The 19,236-nt window shown below is 43.2% G+C and carries 16 protein-coding genes; 10 read left to right on the forward strand and 6 right to left on the reverse strand.

Features of this window, described 5'->3' with window-relative positions; translation table 11 throughout:
- Positions 1-68 precede the first annotated feature (68 nt).
- From E0F88_RS11920 to E0F88_RS11930, 3 genes are all read left to right on the forward strand, one after another.
- The gene (locus tag E0F88_RS11920) at positions 69-2,315 is read left to right on the forward strand and encodes an alpha-N-acetylglucosaminidase (protein WP_131958489.1); all 2,247 of its coding nucleotides are present in this window, start codon (positions 69-71) and stop codon (positions 2,313-2,315) included.
- Positions 2,299-3,474 carry an acyltransferase family protein gene (locus E0F88_RS11925; RefSeq protein ID WP_131958490.1) on the forward strand — a complete coding sequence of 392 codons (1,176 nt, stop codon included), beginning with the start codon at positions 2,299-2,301 and terminating at the stop codon, positions 3,472-3,474. The genes E0F88_RS11920 and E0F88_RS11925 overlap by 17 nt, the downstream gene beginning before the upstream one ends.
- 621 nt (positions 3,475-4,095) lie before the next feature.
- Complete coding sequence (locus E0F88_RS11930; protein ID WP_131958491.1) at positions 4,096-4,506, forward strand: hypothetical protein; 411 nt, start codon at positions 4,096-4,098, stop codon at positions 4,504-4,506.
- A gap of 18 nt (positions 4,507-4,524) precedes the next feature.
- Here the strand turns inward: E0F88_RS11930 and E0F88_RS11935 are convergent, their stop codons facing one another.
- Positions 4,525-7,251: a PQQ-dependent sugar dehydrogenase gene (locus E0F88_RS11935; RefSeq protein WP_229213748.1), complete on the reverse strand. Its 2,727-nt coding sequence runs from the start codon at positions 7,249-7,251 to the stop codon at positions 4,525-4,527.
- A 647-nt stretch (positions 7,252-7,898) separates the two neighbouring features.
- On the opposite strand from E0F88_RS11935, the gene E0F88_RS11940 reads away from it, so the two are divergent.
- The 4 genes from E0F88_RS11940 (at position 7,899) to bla (ending at position 12,809) form a co-directional block, all read left to right on the forward strand.
- Positions 7,899-8,903, forward strand: coding sequence for an ABC transporter transmembrane domain-containing protein (locus E0F88_RS11940; RefSeq protein ID WP_131958492.1), 1,005 nt, complete (start codon positions 7,899-7,901; stop codon positions 8,901-8,903).
- A complete protein-coding gene (locus E0F88_RS11945) occupies positions 8,896-10,248 on the forward strand; it encodes an HlyD family secretion protein (RefSeq protein WP_131958493.1) in 1,353 nt (450 codons plus the stop codon). The genes E0F88_RS11940 and E0F88_RS11945 overlap by 8 nt, the downstream gene beginning before the upstream one ends.
- 34 nt (positions 10,249-10,282) lie before the next feature.
- A complete protein-coding gene (locus tag E0F88_RS11950; protein ID WP_131958494.1) occupies positions 10,283-11,728 on the forward strand; it encodes a TolC family protein in 1,446 nt (481 codons plus the stop codon).
- A 214-nt stretch (positions 11,729-11,942) separates the two neighbouring features.
- On the forward strand, positions 11,943-12,809 hold the full coding sequence (gene bla / locus E0F88_RS11955) for a subclass B3 metallo-beta-lactamase (RefSeq protein WP_374756316.1): 867 nt from the start codon (positions 11,943-11,945) through the stop codon (positions 12,807-12,809).
- 26 nt (positions 12,810-12,835) lie between these two features.
- On the opposite strand, the gene E0F88_RS11960 is transcribed toward bla, so the two are convergent.
- From E0F88_RS11960 to E0F88_RS11975, 4 genes are all read right to left on the reverse strand, one after another.
- Positions 12,836-14,002, reverse strand: a complete 1,167-nt coding sequence (locus tag E0F88_RS11960) for an FAD-dependent oxidoreductase (RefSeq protein ID WP_131958496.1) — start codon at positions 14,000-14,002, stop codon at positions 12,836-12,838.
- A 30-nt stretch (positions 14,003-14,032) separates the two neighbouring features.
- Positions 14,033-14,794 carry a helix-turn-helix domain-containing protein gene (locus E0F88_RS11965; protein WP_131958497.1) on the reverse strand — a complete coding sequence of 254 codons (762 nt, stop codon included), beginning with the start codon at positions 14,792-14,794 and terminating at the stop codon, positions 14,033-14,035.
- Positions 14,795-14,891: 97 nt separating this feature from the next.
- The gene (locus tag E0F88_RS11970; protein WP_131958498.1) at positions 14,892-16,373 is read right to left on the reverse strand and encodes a cryptochrome/photolyase family protein; all 1,482 of its coding nucleotides are present in this window, start codon (positions 16,371-16,373) and stop codon (positions 14,892-14,894) included.
- Positions 16,360-16,509: a DUF2256 domain-containing protein gene (locus E0F88_RS11975; protein WP_131958499.1), complete on the reverse strand. Its 150-nt coding sequence runs from the start codon at positions 16,507-16,509 to the stop codon at positions 16,360-16,362. Before E0F88_RS11975 ends, E0F88_RS11970 begins: the two co-directional genes overlap by 14 nt.
- 248 nt (positions 16,510-16,757) lie before the next feature.
- On the opposite strand from E0F88_RS11975, the gene E0F88_RS11980 reads away from it, so the two are divergent.
- The 3 genes from E0F88_RS11980 to E0F88_RS11990 all read left to right on the forward strand — a co-directional run bounded on the left by E0F88_RS11980 (position 16,758) and on the right by E0F88_RS11990 (position 18,661).
- Positions 16,758-17,510, forward strand: coding sequence for an SDR family NAD(P)-dependent oxidoreductase (locus tag E0F88_RS11980; RefSeq protein WP_131958500.1), 753 nt, complete (start codon positions 16,758-16,760; stop codon positions 17,508-17,510).
- 79 nt (positions 17,511-17,589) lie between these two features.
- On the forward strand, positions 17,590-18,174 hold the full coding sequence (locus E0F88_RS11985) for a TetR/AcrR family transcriptional regulator (protein ID WP_131958501.1): 585 nt from the start codon (positions 17,590-17,592) through the stop codon (positions 18,172-18,174).
- Between the two features lie 121 nt (positions 18,175-18,295).
- Positions 18,296-18,661 (forward strand): hypothetical protein, encoded by a 366-nt coding sequence (locus tag E0F88_RS11990; RefSeq protein ID WP_131958502.1) that lies wholly within the window; start codon positions 18,296-18,298, stop codon positions 18,659-18,661.
- Between the two features lie 48 nt (positions 18,662-18,709).
- Here E0F88_RS11990 and E0F88_RS11995 read toward each other — a convergent pair whose 3' ends face one another.
- Positions 18,710-19,207: a DUF1579 domain-containing protein gene (locus E0F88_RS11995; RefSeq protein ID WP_131958503.1), complete on the reverse strand. Its 498-nt coding sequence runs from the start codon at positions 19,205-19,207 to the stop codon at positions 18,710-18,712.
- Positions 19,208-19,236 lie beyond the last annotated feature (29 nt).

Here is a 19,236-nt window from a genome sequence, read left to right on the forward strand (position 1 = left end):
AATTCTTCCGGGTTGCCCTTCCGCCAAACATTCATAACAAGCGGTTTAAATTTCAACAATCTTATTAAATGAATAACATCCTTTCAGGTTGTTCTTCTCCTGAATTTTCGAGGAGGGTCAGCCGGTTTTGTCTTGTGTTTTACTTTATTTTTTTAGGACAAATAACAAAAGCACAAACCATAGTAAGTTCAGGTAAATCGCTGATATCAAGAGTTGTTCCCTCTCATGCTTCACACTTTCAGGTGGAAGAATTGAATTCCAAATCCGGAAAAGATCAGTTTGAGATAGAGAGCAAAAATAGTAAAATTATCCTGCGTGGTTCCAGCGGAGTTGCCGTAGCATCTGCTCTTTACCATTATCTGACAAACTACGCACATTGCCAGATCACCTGGAATGGTACCAACTTGGCCCTGCCTGCAAAACTTCCTGTTGTTGCTGAGAAAATCAGCAAAACGACAGTTTATAATTACCGTTATAACCTCAATTACTGCACCTTCAATTACAGCATGAGCTGGTGGGACTGGGAGCGCTGGCAAAAAGAGATCGACTGGATGGCGCTGCACGGAATCAACATGCCGCTGGCTATTACTGGCGAGGAATATACCTGGCTGGAGGTCTACAAGGACATGGGTTTCAATCAAGATGAGCTGAAGGATTTTTTCAGCGGGCCTGCTTATTTTGGCTGGTTTTGGATGGGAAATCTGGATGGCTGGGGTGGCCCATTGCCATTAGATTGGATGCAAAGCCATAAAACATTACAACAACAAATTCTCAAAAGAGAACGTGAACTGGGAATGAAACCGGTTTTGCCCGCTTTTACCGGGCACGTTCCGTCTGCTTTTAAAAAGAAGTTTCCAAAAGCGCAATTAAAGCCTACAAACTGGACCAATGGTTTTGGCGATACTTATATCCTGGATTCGCAGGATCCGCTTTTTGCCCAGATCGGAAAGAAATTCCTGGACAAGCAGACCCAGCTCTATGGCACTGATCACTTGTACTCAGCCGATACTTTTAACGAAAACGAACCACCCACAGACGATCCTGGATATTTATCAAAACTGAGCGAAAGGATTTATGACGGTATGCGTCAGGCTGATCCGGATGCCGTATGGGTCATGCAGGGATGGCTATTTTACAGCGACCGAAAATTCTGGAAAGCACCCCAGATTGAAGCGCTTTTAAAAGCAGTGCCGGATGATAAAATGATTCTGCTTGATCTTGCAGCAGAAATTGAGCCAATTTGGAAAAGAACCGGTGCGTTTTATGGTAAGCCCTGGATATGGAATATGCTTAACAATTTTGGTGGTAATGTCAACCTGTTTGGCAGGATGGAAGCAGTGGCAAGCGGGCCTGCCGAAGTCTTCAATGATCCGGATAAAAAGCGGCTGGAAGGCATCGGTCTGACCATGGAAGCCATTGAGCAAAACCCTGTTATATATGAGCTGATGATGGACCATACCTGGCAGTCCACACCGATTGACCTGGACGAGTGGCTGAAAAAGTACGCCAGAAACAGGTATGGAAAGCAAGACGCTGATCTTAATCAGGCCTGGCAGATTTTAAGAAAAACAGTATACAACGGCAAACAAATTCGTGACGGTGCCGAATCGATCATTACCGGCAGACCAACGCTGGATTCTACCACAATATGGACCAGAACGAAATTGAATTATGCGCCGGCAGCGCTACTGCCCGCCTGGAATCTTTTTGTCAAATCTGCGAATGCAGGCAAAAAAGCGGACGGATTCAGCTATGATCTGGTGGACGTTTCAAGACAGGTTCTTGCCAATTATGCACTAGTTGTTCAGAAAAAATGGGTCACTGCCTATAAAAAAAGAGATAAAGCCGCTTTGCAAAAACATAGCAAAGCATTTATTGATCTGATCAGTGACATGGATTTGCTGCTGGCAACCAGAAAGGATTTTCTTCTCGGGCCATGGATCGAAGACGCGCGCAAATGGGGGTCAAACGACCAGCAAAAAGCACTCTACGAACAAAATGCAAGAGATTTGATCACACTTTGGGGAGATGCGGATAGTCCGCTGCATGAGTATTCAAACCGTCAGTGGAGCGGACTGTTAAGTGATTTTTATAAAGTTCGCTGGGAGAAATTCTTTGTTATGCTCAACTCATCTCTTCAAAACGGATCTGAAGCTGACTTTAAATCATTTGAAAAAAGTATTGCACAATGGGAGTGGCAGTGGGTGAATCAGCAGAAATCTTTTCCGGTTACAGAAAAAGGAAACAGTATTGAAACGGCTGTGAAACTGTACAAAAAATATCATCAGCAAATCAGCAATGACTACAAAAATTAACCCGACGCAGGCCTTACCGATTAAAGCGCAGCAGTCGCAAAGGCTGTTATCGCTTGATGCGCTAAGGGGATTTGACATGTTCTGGATTATCGGTGGCGAGCACATCATTCATGCTCTTGCTGAGCTGACCGGATGGCCTGTGATGAACTGGCTGTCTGTGCAGATGCACCATACCGTCTGGAATGGCTGCACGTTTTATGATATGATCTTTCCGCTTTTTCTTTTTATTTCCGGTGTATCGATGCCTTTTTCATTTGGCAGGAAGTTCACCGAGTTCGGAGTCGGCTACGGCTTTCAGCTTCCGGCAGCGGTGAAAAAACAGCTTTATAAAACCATGATCAGAAGAACACTGATCTTGATTTTTCTGGGATTGGTCGTCAACGGGTTGTTTAAGTTTAACGGATATGAAAATACCAGATTCGCAAGCGTTTTGGGGAGAATCGGACTTGCCTGGTTTTTTGCCGGATTAATATACCTGAATTTTGATTTGCGAAAACAGATGATCTGGTTTTGCTTTATACTGATAGGTTACTGGCTTGCCATGATCTTTGTTCCCGTACCGGGTTTTGGTGCCGGAAATCTAACGATGGAAGGCTCTTTGGAATCCTATATAGACCGGCTATTTCTGCCAGGCCGGCTGCATAGCAAAGTGCATGACCCGGAAGGAATTCTGTCTACGATTCCCGCCATTGCAACAGGGCTGCTTGGCATATTTACAGGTACTTTCATCAAAGACCAGCGTTTCTCACCGCTCAGAAGTGTTTATTTTTTGCTTCTGCTTTCGCTGGGTCTGATTTTGCTGGGACTACTTTTGGACCTATCGTTTCCAATTAATAAACGGCTGTGGAGCAGCTCTTTTGTGCTTTTTGTCGGTGGTTACAGTATTGCTTTTTTTGCGTTATTTTATCTGATTATTGATGTTTTAGGCTTCCAAACATGGACTTTCCCTTTCGTTCTGATCGGTACAAATTCCATTTTAATTTACCTGGCTGTGGAAGGAGTGGTAAATTTCGGTTACACTGCAAATTTCATTTTTGGAGGCCTGATCAATCTAAGCTCAGGGCCTTTCAGCGATTTACTCCGTGCTGTGTCATTAATGGCCGTAGAGTTGGCTTTTCTTTATTTACTTTATAAAAACAAAATCTTTTTAAGGATCTGAATCTATTTTCTTCTGCATTGGCCTTTTCTATCCGGTATTTCTCAGACTAGCAGGCTGCGCTGAGATGACCGGATAGAAGTTGCCTTATAACTAAAGGTACCTGCTTGAGAAAAATAAGAGTTATAACTCGATATCCTCGCGAGATCTGATCGGTAAAATTGTTTCCCGAAAGATGGTTTCGTGATTAACATTGTCATGTATTGCTCAGGTTAGTTTGTGAAAGCCTTTTCACTTATATTGTTTTGGGGTCATGGTCTACATCAGTGCCGAAGTCTCAGATCTCACTGAGCAGATTGTATTTTTCTCTGGAAACGTAACAGTTATTTTGTAATAGAGAACTGTAATCATTCTCTTATTCTCTGGACTAAAAAACGCATATAAACGTAGTAAAACCTTTTAAAATCCATCGCCTGCTGAAAAGCTGTTGAACTAAAATTTCTTGATTATTTTCTTTTTTTTGAAAATCTTGGTGAATTTTGATCTGAAAAGACAGATATCGACGTATATTTTGATTATTTGTGGCCTGTTTAGTGCTTATTAGAGTAAACATTCTGTTTATGCTTTACTTGGCTACTCAGTCTGTCTTTTTTGAGTTGATTAAAATTTTCCGATATTCCCCCAATGCTAGCACTCTTTGAGAAGATTAAATCCGAAATTTTCACTCGGTGGCCTGACTATGATCTGATGCCTTCCGATGACCCAAATGACGGAAACGGGGCGGTACTTAGTTTTGTAGTTAATTCTGAACATCCCAAGGGCGTACAAATGAGCTACTACATGGATTGGATCCTGGAAGTATATGTGCTTCCTGAGCTTATTTTGGATGAGACCAATCACAAATCCTTAAACGGGCGTTTTTCCAGCCGTGGCCGGCACTTTACACAAAACGGTGGTAACGCGTTTAGTTTTGTGACAAACCCTGAAACGCGTCGCCTGATAGGAAGAGACGTTTTGGACAACTCAGGTACCTCGGACCTGACCTATACACCCGAAATGGTAGTTGAAAAGATTTTGGAAGCGCTTGAAAAATAACTCTCTGGCATCCAGTACCTATTTTTTGCTGATACCGGCGGGCTCAAACACCATCCTGTCGATGTGAAACAAAGCAACATCCGATTTTTGATTTTCGAAGACAAAATAAACATCATGCTTGCCCGTGGTAGCCTTAATGGGTATGCTTTGATCCTGCCAGCCCGTTTTTAGGTCTTGTTGTTGCCCATTTGGTATAGTCACAGAACCAATTTCAGAGCCCTGTTTACTGTCTAAACGCACTGAAATACGCCCCCCGGCACCATGCTGCTGCACGCGCAGGCTGATGGCTTTGATTGAGGTCAGATCCAGATCGTCAAAGCGGACAAATTTGCCGTTTTTAATATTTGAAATGTAAGAAACGTACCCTGTGTTTAACGTAGCAATCACTACATTGACATTTCCCTCGGAATAATCTTCCATTTCTATCCGGGGACTTCTCAGGGCTATAAAGGTGCTGGTTTTTAAAGGCTCGCTGGCTGGGGTGCCACCATCGGTGTAAGAAGCCTGTAGCACATATGCACCATCGTTTCCTTTTCCTTTGTGGGCCGAAAGAAGCTCTTTGCCCGTTAGCGGAAGCGACTGTAATGTTGCATTCAGACTCATGATATAGTCTGTGATCGCAACTGCCTGCCCGGTGGACAGATCCGGATGAGGCGGCATGGGGTAGCTTCCCCAGTTTCCGCTTCCGCCTGATATAATTTTGCCTGGCAGCTTCTCGATTGCCTGTTTCTGTCCCTGGTATTTGGCTGCAATCGCTTTCAGGGACGGACCGATTGATTTTGTCTCTACGGTATGACACGCCTTGCAGTCCAGACTCAGATAAAGCTTGCGGGTCTGTGCAAATTTTAGATCGTCGTCGGATGCTGAAAGCACACTGGCCAGATCCTTACCGAAAGGCAGATAATCAAACGAGATGCGAACGCGCTCTTTTGAGAGGGGTTTGTCTTCCTTGTCAGCTATAACGACCTTATAGTCAAACAACTGATCATCGAAGTAAAAGCTTTGGTTTGAGACAGTCTGGATGCTGACTTTTGGCCGATCATTTCCCACCCGGATTTGCGAGCTTGTGCTTGCCTGTGCGCCCTGGGAGTCAGTCACAGTTAGCAACACATCATATATACCGGGTTTTAAAAAGGTATAGGAAATCTGTTTGCCGTTGATTTGTTGTTTACCAATTTTCCAGCTGTAAGTAAGCTTGTCGCCGGGGTCAAAGTCTGAGGATTTCTCGGCAGATAAACTGACCTTTAACGGGTGAGCACCCACCGATTCGGAGATTGTCGCCACAGCATTCGGCCGGCGGTTTCCCTCACTATATTCAACGCGAATGATTCCTGAGTCTGTATTTTTAGCAAACCAGTTGGTTCCGTAAGCCAGAATATAAACCGCGCCATCAGCGGCGATCTGCATGTCCATCGGCGCGACTACGTTCAGCTGAGGCAAAAATGGCTCCATGCTAAGATAATTTCCGTTCTGGTCCAGACTGACAGCCATCATCCATTTTCGTATCCAGTCATAGATTAGAAGTTTTCCGTTGTAGTAAGAAGGTAATTTATAGGGAGCATCTGGATAAAGATCACTGTAATAAACCGGCCCTGCCATCGCACTTGCTCCGCCGCGGCCCACCATTGGCCAGCGTTTGGAGGGGCCTTTCCCATACCAGATCAATGCCGGCTGGGCTGCCGGCAAATTCTTTATACCCGTATTGTTGGGCGAGTTGTTAGTTGGATGATCCGGATTTTGTCCCGGGGCTTCTTTTTTTGTTTCAAAATCGTATTTAGGGAAAGCTTCATTGGCACCCAGGAAATAAGGATAGCCAAAAAAACCCGGTTTTCTGGCCTGGTTGATCTCATCGTAACTGAGCTTTCCTTCCTGGGCGGCTACCTCGGTGTCGGGCCCTACATCGCCCCAGTAAACAAATCCGTTTTTGGCATCGACCGACATTCTAAACGGGTTGCGGCAGCCCATCACATAAATTTCCGGCCGTCCCTGTGATCCGTCCCTGGGAAGTAAATTGCCATCCGGAATAGTGTAGGAGCCGTCCGGCTGGGGTTTAATCCTTAAAATCTTTCCCCTAAGATCATTCGTATTGGCAGAAGTGCCCTGTCCGTCGGAAAGTTTTCGGCCCGCACGCTCATCGGTCGGGTTATGACCTTCGATCTCCTCGGCATTAGTATTATCGCCAGTCGAAAGATAAAGCAGCCCTTTTGAATCAAAGGTAAGATAACCTGCTGAATGGCAGCAGTAAGTCCGCTGGGTGGGGATTTCAAGCAATACTTTCTTAGAAGCAGTGTTGAAAATACCGTCTTTATACTCAAAGCGGGCCAGTTCGCTGACGTGCTTGTCTCCACCCAGGCCATAGTAAAGATAAATCCAGTTGTTTTCGGCAAAGCCAGGATCTGCCGCAATGCCAAGCAGACCATCCTCGATGCCGCTGAAAACATTTAAATGAGCAATTGTCGAAAGCTTTTTTTGTCTGGAATCATACAGTCTGAGCGCGCCTTTTCGCTCAGCTACAAGCACGCTGTAATCTGGCAGGATGGCCATCTGCATGGGCTCATCAAATCCCGAGGCCAGCGTGCTGTAAGTAAAGCGTGTACTGTCCGGGCGCGTGCTGACCGAATCTGCAATGGCCATTGCGCGGCCATTTGAGAAATAAGTCAGGGCATTTTTTTCGGTGATTGATCCTTCAAGCAGCAAGGTGGAAAGCGATATAAGTCCGGCCGTCCAGGTTTTAAAACTGATCAATTTTTTTAAGGTTTAGTTTGAAAATATTAGGTTAGGCCGAATGCTGCGTGGCTTTATCTTTGAAACTACAAACCATAGTTTTATTCTGATAAAAGCAAGAATACAAAACGAATAAGAACAGAATCCTATATTTCATCAGGATGAACTGCCATCAAACCGGTTAAGCAAATTATTCTAAACCAACCATGTAGCTCACTGATAACATTACCTTCTTACGTACAGCCCAGATATAAACCAAAAGGATTTACTAACAATATTCTCCTCTGTTAAATAATCTGCTTTTACCGCGATGCGGATGTATGTTTTTTCGCATATTTAATCACATTAAACAAATGTCAGTCTTTTGCTATTTCTGTCACAGAGGCAGAGTCATATAACAGAGGTAGAGTCATATATATGTTTATATACTACATTTTATTTTGAATCTATATAAATCATCTGCGATCAAAGACAATTTTGCCGGTTTTAGATGTATCTATACGTAGCTGGCATATTTTTTTCTGGATGTCTTGCAAAGAGGGTATGACAGAATGAGTTCCGCACCGCTCGCGATTTTGAGTCCTTGTGCGCAGCTTCTGACTTTCGGAAATATCTTGCTTCCTGTCTAGATATAAAGTCTGACAGCTATGTTTAACTATTACTAATTAATGAAAAAGAAACGGCTCATCGATGTTCCCACACCCTGGGAGCGGCTTATCGCGATGCTTTATGTTGAAAGAACGACTATCAATTATATCTTCATTTATGCCATTTTAATTGGTCTGATTGGTCTTACGCTTCCTTTGGGAACGACCGCAGTTTTCAATTTCCTTTCCAACGGTGCTTTGTATAGCTCCACCTATATACTAATTGGAATTGTTTTGTTGGGTGTTGTGCTTGGTGGCTTTTTACTGATTGCTCAACTGACACTTGTGGAAGTTGTTGAACAGAAGATATTCGCAAAGGCGACCCTTGAGTTTGCTTACCGTTTTCCCCGTATCAAAAGGCAGGAATTTGACGGCGAGCATCCTCCGGAATTGGTCAATCGTTTTTTTGATGTTATTACCATTCAAAAAGGACTTACCAAGCTGCTTGTCGATGTGGTTGCATCGACAGTTCAAATATTTTTTGCTGCTATTCTTCTTTCCTTCTATCATCCTGTATTTATCATTTTTGGCGTATTTACAGTGCTCATTATCCTCTTGATGCTGGGCCTGTTTTATAAAAGAGGGGTAGATACAAGCATCGATGAGTCAGAATACAAATATGAGGTTGTAGCTTATCTTGAAAAGGTTGCTGACAACCTCGATGATTACAGAAATCAGCCCGAGCAGTTAAAAAAAGTGATTTCTGAAACAGACAAAATCACTGCCAAATACCTCAGAGCCCGCAATGATCACTTTAAGATATTAAGGAAATTCTTTGCAAGCTCGGTTGTGCTTCGTACGATTCTGATGGGAGGATTATTACTGCTGGGTTCTTATTATGTGGTTCAACGTCAGATGACGCTTGGTCAATTCGTAGCCGCAGAAGTAATTATTGTGCAAATCAGCTACGCTGTAGAAAAATTTATGACTAGTTTGAATACAATTTTTGATATGGTTACCGGAAGTGAAAAATTAGCCGTTGTAACAGATCTTGAACTAGAGGAAAGTGGGGTGACAAATGGCTAAGCATTCAAATGAAAAAGGGAAATGGGAGGAAATGGGCATTCTCTCCCGACATGAAATCCTGGCTACCAGGGGCCCCAGACTTTTAGGAAAGATCATGCTTGCCTTGCTGGTTATTTTTGTAATTATTTTGTTTTTGCCCTGGCGACAAACCATTCCGGGCAGGGGTTATGTCACTGCATTAAGACCAGAAGACAGACCGCAAACAGTTCAGAATCAAATCGGTGGAAGAATTGAACATTGGGCAGTTAGAGAAGGTCAAAAAGTAAAGCGGGGTGATACGATCCTGATCATTTCTGAAACAGCCCAGTCTTACTTTGATCCAGAATTACCAGTGCGGCTACAGGAGCAATTGATGGCCAAAAAGGGTAGTGAGAGTGCAGCTTCCCAAAAAATGGCTGCCACTGCTTCGCAGATGAACGCAATGCAGAGAGGGCTTGGGATAAAGTTAAATTCAGCAACCAATAAGGTCAGACAGGCAGAAAATAATGTTAGTATTGACAGCGCAGACCTGGTAGCCGTCCAGCGTTTTTATGAGATTGCCAAGTCGCGGCTTGAACGTTATGAAGCGGGTTATCTAAATGGACTTTTCTCCCTGACTGATATTGAATCCAGAAGACTTAAGTTGCAGGAAGACAATGCAAAGGTGATCAGTCAGCAAAACAAACTGAATAATTCTATTCAGTCGTTGCAGAACGCACGTATTGAGCTTGATAACATACGGGCTGAGTATGAGCAGTCTTTCGCAAAAGCGCAATCTGAGTTGAGCTCAGCGCTTTCAGGAAAGGTTAGCGCCCAGGGAGAGATATCCAAACTTCGTAATGAAATTTCTAATACAAGTATACGAAGGGGGCTGTACGTAGTAAGGGCGCCACAAAGTGGTTTTGTGGTTAAAACCCTGAAAGCCGGGATTGGTGAGAATATTAAAGAAGGTGAGTCGATCGCAACACTGCAACCCGAATCTCCACTTGTAGCAGCAGAAATTTATGTGGACGCAATGGACGTTCCGCTGATCCTAAACAATAGCGATGTCCGTCTTCAGTTTGAAGGATGGCCATCGGTGCAGTTTTCGGGCTGGCCATCTGTGGCAGTAGGAACTTTTGCAGGAAAAGTCTCTGTGATTGACCTGGTAAGCAGTGAGGGAGGAAAATACCGGCTGCTTGTACGGCCAACAGAACCGGTTCCCCAAATTGATCAGCCCTGGCCCAAGCAATTACGTCAGGGATCGGGGGTTTATGGACGGGTTATTCTCCAGTCGGTTCCGCTGTGGTATGAGATATGGCGACTGCTTAATGGCTTTCCGCCAAGTTTGGAAGCGGAGCCAGCTGTCCAGGTTGGCGCTAAGTAAGCGATAGATTACAATGATTATTAAGAAATATTTGATGAAAAAAATAGTCTGCCTTTTGTTGTTCTGGTTATTTTTGGGTGCTGCTGAAAGTTCTGCCCAAACTGACACGACCGGCGGCTCCGAAGTTGTCTTCACATTAAGGGATTTTGAACAGATCGTTCTGACCAATCATCCCATTGTAAAACAGGCAGCGCTGCTAAGCGAGGAAGCCCAAGCAAAGGTACAGCAGGCGTGGGGAAGTTTTGACCCTGCTCTGAAAAGTCATTTCGGAAGAAAAACTTTTGGAAATACAGAGTATTATAACAACTGGTCAAATGAACTGAAAGTCCCTTTATGGCTGGCAGGGGCTGATCTGAAAGTAGGCTACGACCGTTTTGTGGGTACTTACACAAATCCTGAAACAAGAACAAGTAATCCCGGGCTTGCAGGAATAGGTCTAAGTTTACCCATTGGGCAAGGATTTCTGATTGATTCAAGGAGAAATACACTCCGGCAGGCCAAGGTAATGGTGGCTTATGCCGAAGCTGAAAAGGTAAAACAAATCAATCAGGTATGGCTAGAAGCAGTGAAAGATTATTGGAGCTGGTTTTATGCTTACCGGCAGTTTGTATTGGTAAGAGAAGGAGCCGATCTTGCCTACAACAGATTTGAGTTTGTAAAAAAACAAACTTTGATTGGTGATAAACCTGCCATTGATTCTGTCGAAGCAGCCATTACTTTTCAGGAACGCAGCCTACAACTCGAAAAGATTAAAGTCGAGCTAAATAATTCCCGGCTGCTTATATCAAATCATCTTTGGAACGCCAGAGAAGAACCTGTTGAGTTGCCAGACAGCGCAAGTCCTCAACAAACAGAACCGTCTGTTAAAGATTTTTACAAAAAACAGCTTGATGACCTGCTTGCTAACGCATCGAGCAGACACCCTGAGCTGCTGATGTTAAACAGCAAAGGTACGCAGCTTCAGCTGGAAAGAAATTATCGAAGAGAGATGCTCAAACCAAAGCTTGGTTTAAGTGCATCACTTATCACCAGCAGAACAGATTTCGGATCGTATGTTCCTGAATATTATGATCTTCGCTGGAATAATTACAAGCTGGGTGTGGATTTCTCATTTCCATTATTTTTGAGAGCGGAGCGGGGAAAGCTACAGGAAACGAAGGTTAAACAACGCTCGCTCAGGTTTGATATTCAGCAGACCCGTCGGGAGATCAACACCAGGGTCCTAAGTGCATATAACACTTTGCTGGCGTATGAATCGCAGCTGGCAATCCAATCCCGCAGCATTGAAAATCAGCAGGTACTGCTTAGTGGTGAGCTTGCCAAATTCGAACTGGGAGAAAGCACGCTTTTTCTGATCAACAGCCGTGAGACCAAGCTAATTGACATGAAAGTTAAACTCGCTGAGCTTGTAAGTAGTTATCAAAAATCAATTGCTGAGCTATATTATTACGCCGGAACGACTGCAAACGGTGAACTTTAAAAAATCGCAGCTGATAAAAAGCAAATATTCTGTTGGATTGCTTCTTCTTTTTACCAGGGTAAATTACACGAACAAAGATTTCACGTGTCGTTTGCGGTCTGCTAAAACATAAACAATCAGTATGTGACTAAAAAAGTAAAATAAACATAATCAACTTGCTAAAACCGCGACGCAATGTATCTTCGCGGCTAAATCTTTTAGCTCCATGTCTGTAATTAAAAACGTCTTCAAATTATTTATTCTGGCGATAATAGCAACCGCTCCGGTTGTTGGTTTTGCCCAACAATATAAATTACCTTTCAAACAAGCTGCCTGGACTAAAAGTTATCCGCCCTTCCGCATTGCCGGAGACCTGTATTATGTTGGAACAGATGATCTTGCGAGCTATTTGCTAACGACCAAAGAAGGGCACATATTGATCAATACCGGCCTGGAAGAGTCTGTCGGGGAGCTAAAAAAGAATGTGGAGAAATTGGGATTTAAGTTTTCAGACATCAAAATCCTTCTGGCAACACACGCGCATTACGACCACGTTGCAGCAATGGCAGCGATCAAAAAGGCGACTGGTGCCACCTTAATGATCCAGCAGGCCGACGTTCAGTTTATGAAGGACGGCGGAAAATCAGACTCGGTTCTCGGTAAAGATGGTGCAACCTTTGCAGCCGTTGTTCCCGACCGGATTTTAAAAGATCAGGACATTGTAAAACTCGGCGGCGCTTCTGTTAAACTTTTGCACCATCCTGGACATACGCCAGGCGCGAGCAGTTTTTCACTAACCGTTAAAGATCAGAAACGTTCCTACAAAGTACTGATCGCCAACATTCCAACGATTCTGGATGAAACAAAACTCTCGGGTATGCCTGGGTATGTGCAGGTAGGAAAAGATTATGGCTATACTATATCAGTAATGAAAAAGGAACGGTTCGACATCTGGCTAGCCTCTCACGCAAGTCAATTTAGCCTGCAGAAAAAACACCAACCCGGTGATCCTTACCGTCCCGAAGCTTTCTTCGGCAGACAGGATTATGACAAAACGTTGGCCGAAATTGAAGTCAATTATAATAAACGTATTAAGGAATAACAGCAGGAATAACTCCATCCGTATTTTCAGGTTGGTGATTCTGTAAACATTTCCAGCAATTTTTGCAGACCTTCAGGTGCGTGCATGAACCCGGTGTTGTGCAACGTTTCTTTGCCTATTTCGGCAAATCTTGTAAACATCTGTTGTTCGTAGTGAGCTATGGCAGATTTCAAATCTGTAAATTTTTCACAGGTTAAACTTTCACTTAGTTGCAAAGCATCCAGCATCGCCATGTTTACGCCTTCGCCGGCGTAGGGTGGCATCAAATGTGCTGCATCGCCGATCAATGTGATGTGCGGCTGAGCTTCCCATTTTTGATCCAGCGGCATACAATACTGAGGTCTTGGAGTGAAATTTGTGTTTTCAGCTTCAAATAGTTCAAGCCAGATTTGGTCCCAACTGGAGTACTCTTTTTTAAACCATTCCAAAACCTGTTTGCTATTTTTAAAGTCAATTCCACTTTCTGTAATCCAGTTGGCGTCTGTTTTCCAGCCGGTATAAAAATCCAGACTTCCGTCACCTTTGGCACTTACAGATATTGTTTTTGAATCGCCAAGCCCCATAATTTTTCCGCCCTGTAATAAGTCGTGAATTTTGGGAGCATTCTTTTTAGAATTATAAATATTGCCTTCCAATACGGTAACACCAGAATAAAGAGGCCTGATAGGCGTAACAAACGGGCGAATTTTAGATTTAGCTCCGTCTGCGCCTATGACAATATCAGCACTAACAGTATTGCCGTTTTGAAAAATAATTTCCCAGGTTTTATCAGGTCGTGTTAAAGACACGATATGGCTATCCCAAACAACGGTATTGGGCCGCAGCGAATCCAGTAAAATATCTCTTAGCGGGCCACGGTCAATTTCTGGTCTAAACCATTCATCTCCAAAATCGCTGGTTGATTCTTCACTATGTTCATCAAAGAAAATTTTTGCATTTTCATCCACAACCCGAAGCCTGTCAGCGCCAGGTCGGTAATTGGATTTGAAGGCGTCCTTCAAACCTGCTTCTTCCAATGCCTTCAAACCCGATTCAAAATGCAGATCCAATGTTGCACCCTGTACCCTTATGTTTCTGCTTTCATCCCTTTCATAAACTTTTACATCAGCTCCTTTGCGTTGTAAAAGACGTGCAAGTGTGAGTCCGCCCGGACCGCCACCGATAATTGCTATTTTTTTATTTTGTAATAACATGCTTTCAGAATTTGTTTTGTGCTTGCAAATCTATTTCTTCGGCATGGGATGGAATAGTAAAAATCGGTCGTTTTTGTTTCTGAATAATTCTTTTGGTATAACCCCCGAATACTTTTTTACTTCTTTTATGAAATGATTCTGATCGGTAAAATTTAATTCAGGAAAAAGTTTGCCGGCCGTGATGTATGGCAGCGACTCCTCAAATCGTAAGATATTGCAGTAAGACTTTAACGAAATTCCGAAAAACTCATTGAAGTAGCGGTTGATTTGACGACTGCTCCAAAATACCTTTTCGGATAATTCTCTTACCGACAACACACCTTTTGAAGAATAGATCAGGTCAAATAATTTTTGCTTTCTGCTGTCAATGCCGGGCTTAATGAGCGAAATCATTTTTACAGAAACCTTTTCATAAAAGTTTTCGAGGCTGTTCAGGTTGGCCGTTGTAATTCCCCAAAAATCATTTGGCAAAACAACGGCTGTATTTACAATGGATGCCGCTTTTTTATCCAGCAAATATTCAATGGCGAGCAGTTTAAAGCTGATTGCAAACAGGATCGCTTTGGCCGGAATGGAGGCCTGGCTGGGTTCGGTCTCTAGTCCCATCTGAGCAGCATGATAGGGCCCGTTTGGCAAGATGAGAAAGATAATGTCAAATCTGCCGTTAGGCAACACAACAATATCGTGAGCTGTATCTGCTGTGTTTTCAAGCATCCACACGCCTTCAACAAAATCAGAGAGCGCAGGTTCTGGTTTTATAACTTTGTATTTTATTGAGTCGGGTGTTCTCAAATGTCGCGGCGTTGAAACGTTTGCAGAGGCTATTATGGCGGCGCAAATATAAATATCATTTTGTTGAGCAAGAATTCAAACCCGCAAACATCACTTGTTAATCCACCGAATTTAAAAAAATTTGTGCCGTATTCAGTAAGGCTTTTTGTTTTGCGGTTTCCATTTTGTCAAAGTTGCCAAGAAGCATGCCGATTCTCGGATTCTGCTGGAAGAAGCTCCGGTGTACATGCATAAAACGCCAGAAAAGTGCATCCCAGATTTCCTGCCACGGGCCTTTTTCGTAATTGCTCATCTTCATAATATAATTACTGCCGGCTATGTAGGGTTTGGTTGCCATCAGTCCCCCATCTGCAAACTGGCTCATGGCGTATACATTGGGCACCATTACCCAATCGTAAGCGTCGATAAACAATTCCATAAACCACTGATACACATCATCCGGATCAAACTCGCATAATAACATGAAATTACCCAAAACCATCAGACGCTCAATATGGTGGCAATAACCCCGTTCCAGAACTTTTTTAATCGTGCTATCGACTGGCTCAATTCCGGTTGTCCCGTCATAAAACGACTTTGGTATTTTTCGGGTGAAGTTCCAGTAGTTTTTTGTCCGGGAAACCGAGCCTTTACATTCATAAAAACCACGCATAAATTCCCGCCAGCCAATAATCTGACGAATAAAACCTTCGGTAGAATTCAGCGGAATGTCTTTATGTTCCGAATATTCAAGCACGGCATCTACGATCTGCTGCGGGGTAATAAGTCCGACATTAAGCATAGGCGTTAACATGCCATGGTGCAAAATGCTTTCCTCTTTGACGATCGCATCTTCGTAAGGCCCGAATTCTGCAAAACGACTAACCAGAAAGCCTTTCAGCCATTTTTTTGCTGCAGTATGATCTCCCGGATAAAGGCAATATTTAGTAAGCAGGCCCAGATTGTCTTTGAAGTGCGCCTGGACATAGGTTTTAGCTTCCTCGTAATATTCATTCGTTTCAGGATAGCTAATGTGTGGAGGCTCCTTTTTACGGGGATATTTCTTACGGTTGTCGACATCATAAGTCCATGTACCACCAGCCGGTTGGTTTTTATCATCAACGAGAATCTTACGTTTTTTTCGCTCCTGAATGTAAAATTCTGTCTGGAAAAACTTCTTCTTTTTCTGCTGGAAAAATACGCCTAACTCTTCTTTTTTATTCAGAAAGAGAGGGTTTTGATATTGAATGAGTGTTATGTTTGCTTTGCCGGCAGCGGAGACCAAACGCTGCTCGAGCCAGTTATCGGTAGGGTCGATGTAATGTATGGTCTCAATATTTTTTGACTGTAAATCTGCAACCAACTTCCGTAAATCGGAAAGCGGATTACTCGATTCGATATAAAACACTTGTATATTTTTTGATTCTAGAAAGTCAGCATACCACTTCATAGTTGCCCGGTGAAAAGCTATTTTTTGTTTATGAAAGGTAAACTGTTTGAAATACAATGTCTCTTCCAGCAAATAAACCGAAAAACCGTTTTCTGCAATCGGGCTATTTTCAAACAACTGATGCGGAAAAATGATATTAACTGCCTTCATGAATTCTATTTTTATTACCCCTGCATTTGTCACTGCAATACTTAACTTCGTCCCAGACCTTTTCCCATTTTTTTCGCCAGGCGAATGGCCTTCCGCAGACGATACATCTTTTTTCGGGTAAATGTGCTTTTTTCATCCAGGCAGTTTGTGTGAATTCCGGTAAGAGTTTTGGAGATATAATGAATCCTTCTTTAATGTCGAAATCATACAATTTCTATACCCGGCTGCTGCCTGTTGAAATCAACACAAATTCCGACACCCGCTGGATGACTATGTTTTTTATCATTTTAAAATAAATGATAAAAAATTTGGAATGATCGTTCCGTTATATCTAGATTTGCGGAATGATCATTCCGTTAATCAAGTAAAAAGATAAAAAACACAATGAGTAAGTTAGAAAACAAAGTTGCCGTGGTAACAGGTGGAAGTGCAGGTATTGGCTTTACCACAGCTCAGGAATTTATTGCGCAGGGAGCAAAGGTGATTATTACCGGCCGTAATCAACAGACGATTGACGAGGCGGTGGCGCAATTAGGAGGTAACGCAACGGGGATCCGTGCCGATGCGTCCAATCTAAGGGATACTGAAAATCTGGTTGCTGAGGTGAAATCCCGGTTTGGAAAGGTCGATGTGCTTTTTGTAAACGCAGGAGTTGCTTTACAGGAGCCTGTTGGTCAAATTACGGAAGACACCTTTGATACGATCGTTGACACCAATTTCAAAGGAGCTGTTTTTACAACCGAAAAATTCATTCCGATTCTAAGCGACGGCGCTTCGGTCATCCACATGACTTCTGTCAGCGCATTCACATTTGCTACCGGAACGGCTATTTATTCTGCAAGTAAAGCCGCTTTGACGGCATACAGTAAAAGTGTATCGGGCGAGTTGGCAGACAGAAAAATCAGGGTAAATATTGTGGCGCCTGCCATGACGGAGACGGAAGCCATTTATAAGGGACAATTCGCAAGCGAAGAGATCCATACATACATCAGAAGTAAAATGCCCTTTAAGCGTTACGGAGAAACCGAAGAAGTGGCCAGGGTAGTTTCTTTTCTAGCTTCTGATGACGCTTCCTTTATTTCGGGTGCGGAAATTACTATTGATGGGGGAGCATCGGTAAATGCATTTCGGTTATAAATTTTTTGACTAAAACCGGAACATTCGTTCCGTAATATTTATCTTTGTAGAGTGGTTCGCTACTTTACAAAGATTTTTTATGGCACGGACAAAAGTATTTGATGAGGAAGAGGTATTGGACAAGGCCATGAATTTATTTTGGCAAAAAGGCTACAATGCTACCTCTGCTCAGGATTTGGTAAGTACATTGGGTATTAGCCGTTCGAGTTTGTACGACACCTACGGCGATAAACATACACTTTTTGTAAAAGCCCTCAAACAATACCGAAAGGAGCGTATTGACCCGGTTATAAAAGAGGTAGATAGCGCGGAAGATGCCGAAGCCTACATCCGGAATTTTTTTGAGCTGGTTAAAAAAGAGGCGCTTGCAGAAAATAGCTCCATCGGCTGTTTCATGGTAAATTCAGCGGTTGAGATGGCGCCAGTTGATACGGAGGTGGCCACAATTGCCAATTCGATCATGCATGATACCGAAAATGCTGTTAGCAAAGCCATACAAAAAGGTCAGGATGCAGGTGTTTTTACAACGCAATATCCCGCACGTTCACTGGCAAGATTTGTTGTCAATGCCATTAACGGCCTGCGGGTTACGGTCAAGTTTGACGCTGATCAAAAGATGTTTGAAGATATTGTAAATGTTTGTCTGGCGGCTTTGAAAAAGTGATGGCCGCGCTGGCTGTCAGCATTATTCGGCACAAAAATCTTCTCAAAAAGAACGCTTTTGATAATTATCAAAGGAATTAACCAGATTAGGTAAGATCTTTGATTTTTTAATCGGAGAATGCATGCGAAGATTTATAATCCTGTTTTTGATCTCTTTACTCGTTTTGACCTTACTCAACCTTCCCAAAGTAAGCCTGGGAATTATGGTCATGATGGAAGATACGCAGTATAAAAAAACGAACTATCATTACAGCAGCGGTGATGATATAAAGGGTTTCTCGGTCTGGTCCAGAAAAGGCTTCCAAGATGTACAAGAGCAGTTTGAAAAATATAAAGAACGCCATCCTTCTGATACATTGTTATACAGGAATTTTACCAAACAGTACTGGAAGGTTTGGCGGTGGCGGGATTATTTATGGAATGAGCAGTACCAGCTTCCTTTCCAAGAAGAACCTTCCGACGCGCGTCAGGTATCCAGAGGGGAGTAGTTAGATCGCCTTCTATTTAAAAGTATAATTGTAACTCAACTCTAACCGTCAATCAACACGGCTGTAAACCGTTTCAGTCGCTTTGTCTTCCTGGCCTTCGGGAGAAATGTTGTAGGCCGTGATGGTGAGTTGATTCGGCTTATGAAGTTGAAACATCGTCCGCCAGCCCCAGGGAATCGGAATATCCGGACCGCCATAACTTCCCAGAACAGAGAATCCATGTTCTAGGGAGCTTCCTTCGGAAAGCATGATTGCCGTTCCCATATGAAAACTGTCGACCCACGACACCTGGAATTTATTATTTGCAAGGTCATATCCGATTGTCGCTGAGCCTTCAAAAGGTTGGCCGCTCAAACTGCCCTGATATTGGTACACTAAAAACCTGCCGCCCAGAATGGATTGGATACTTCCCGTCGTCGTAGATTCATCCGCAATAACATTGGGTTCAAACCAGGTCTTTGTCAGACCTTCCCAGTTCCCAACCATTGCATGAATGTGCTGATGAATGCCGGATTCCAGCGAGATTTCAAATTTTGATTTGGACATACTTTCTTGATTGAAAATGAACATTGATA

Source organism: Dyadobacter psychrotolerans (assembly GCF_004349265.1).
GTDB classification, from domain to species: domain Bacteria; phylum Bacteroidota; class Bacteroidia; order Cytophagales; family Spirosomataceae; genus Dyadobacter; species Dyadobacter psychrotolerans.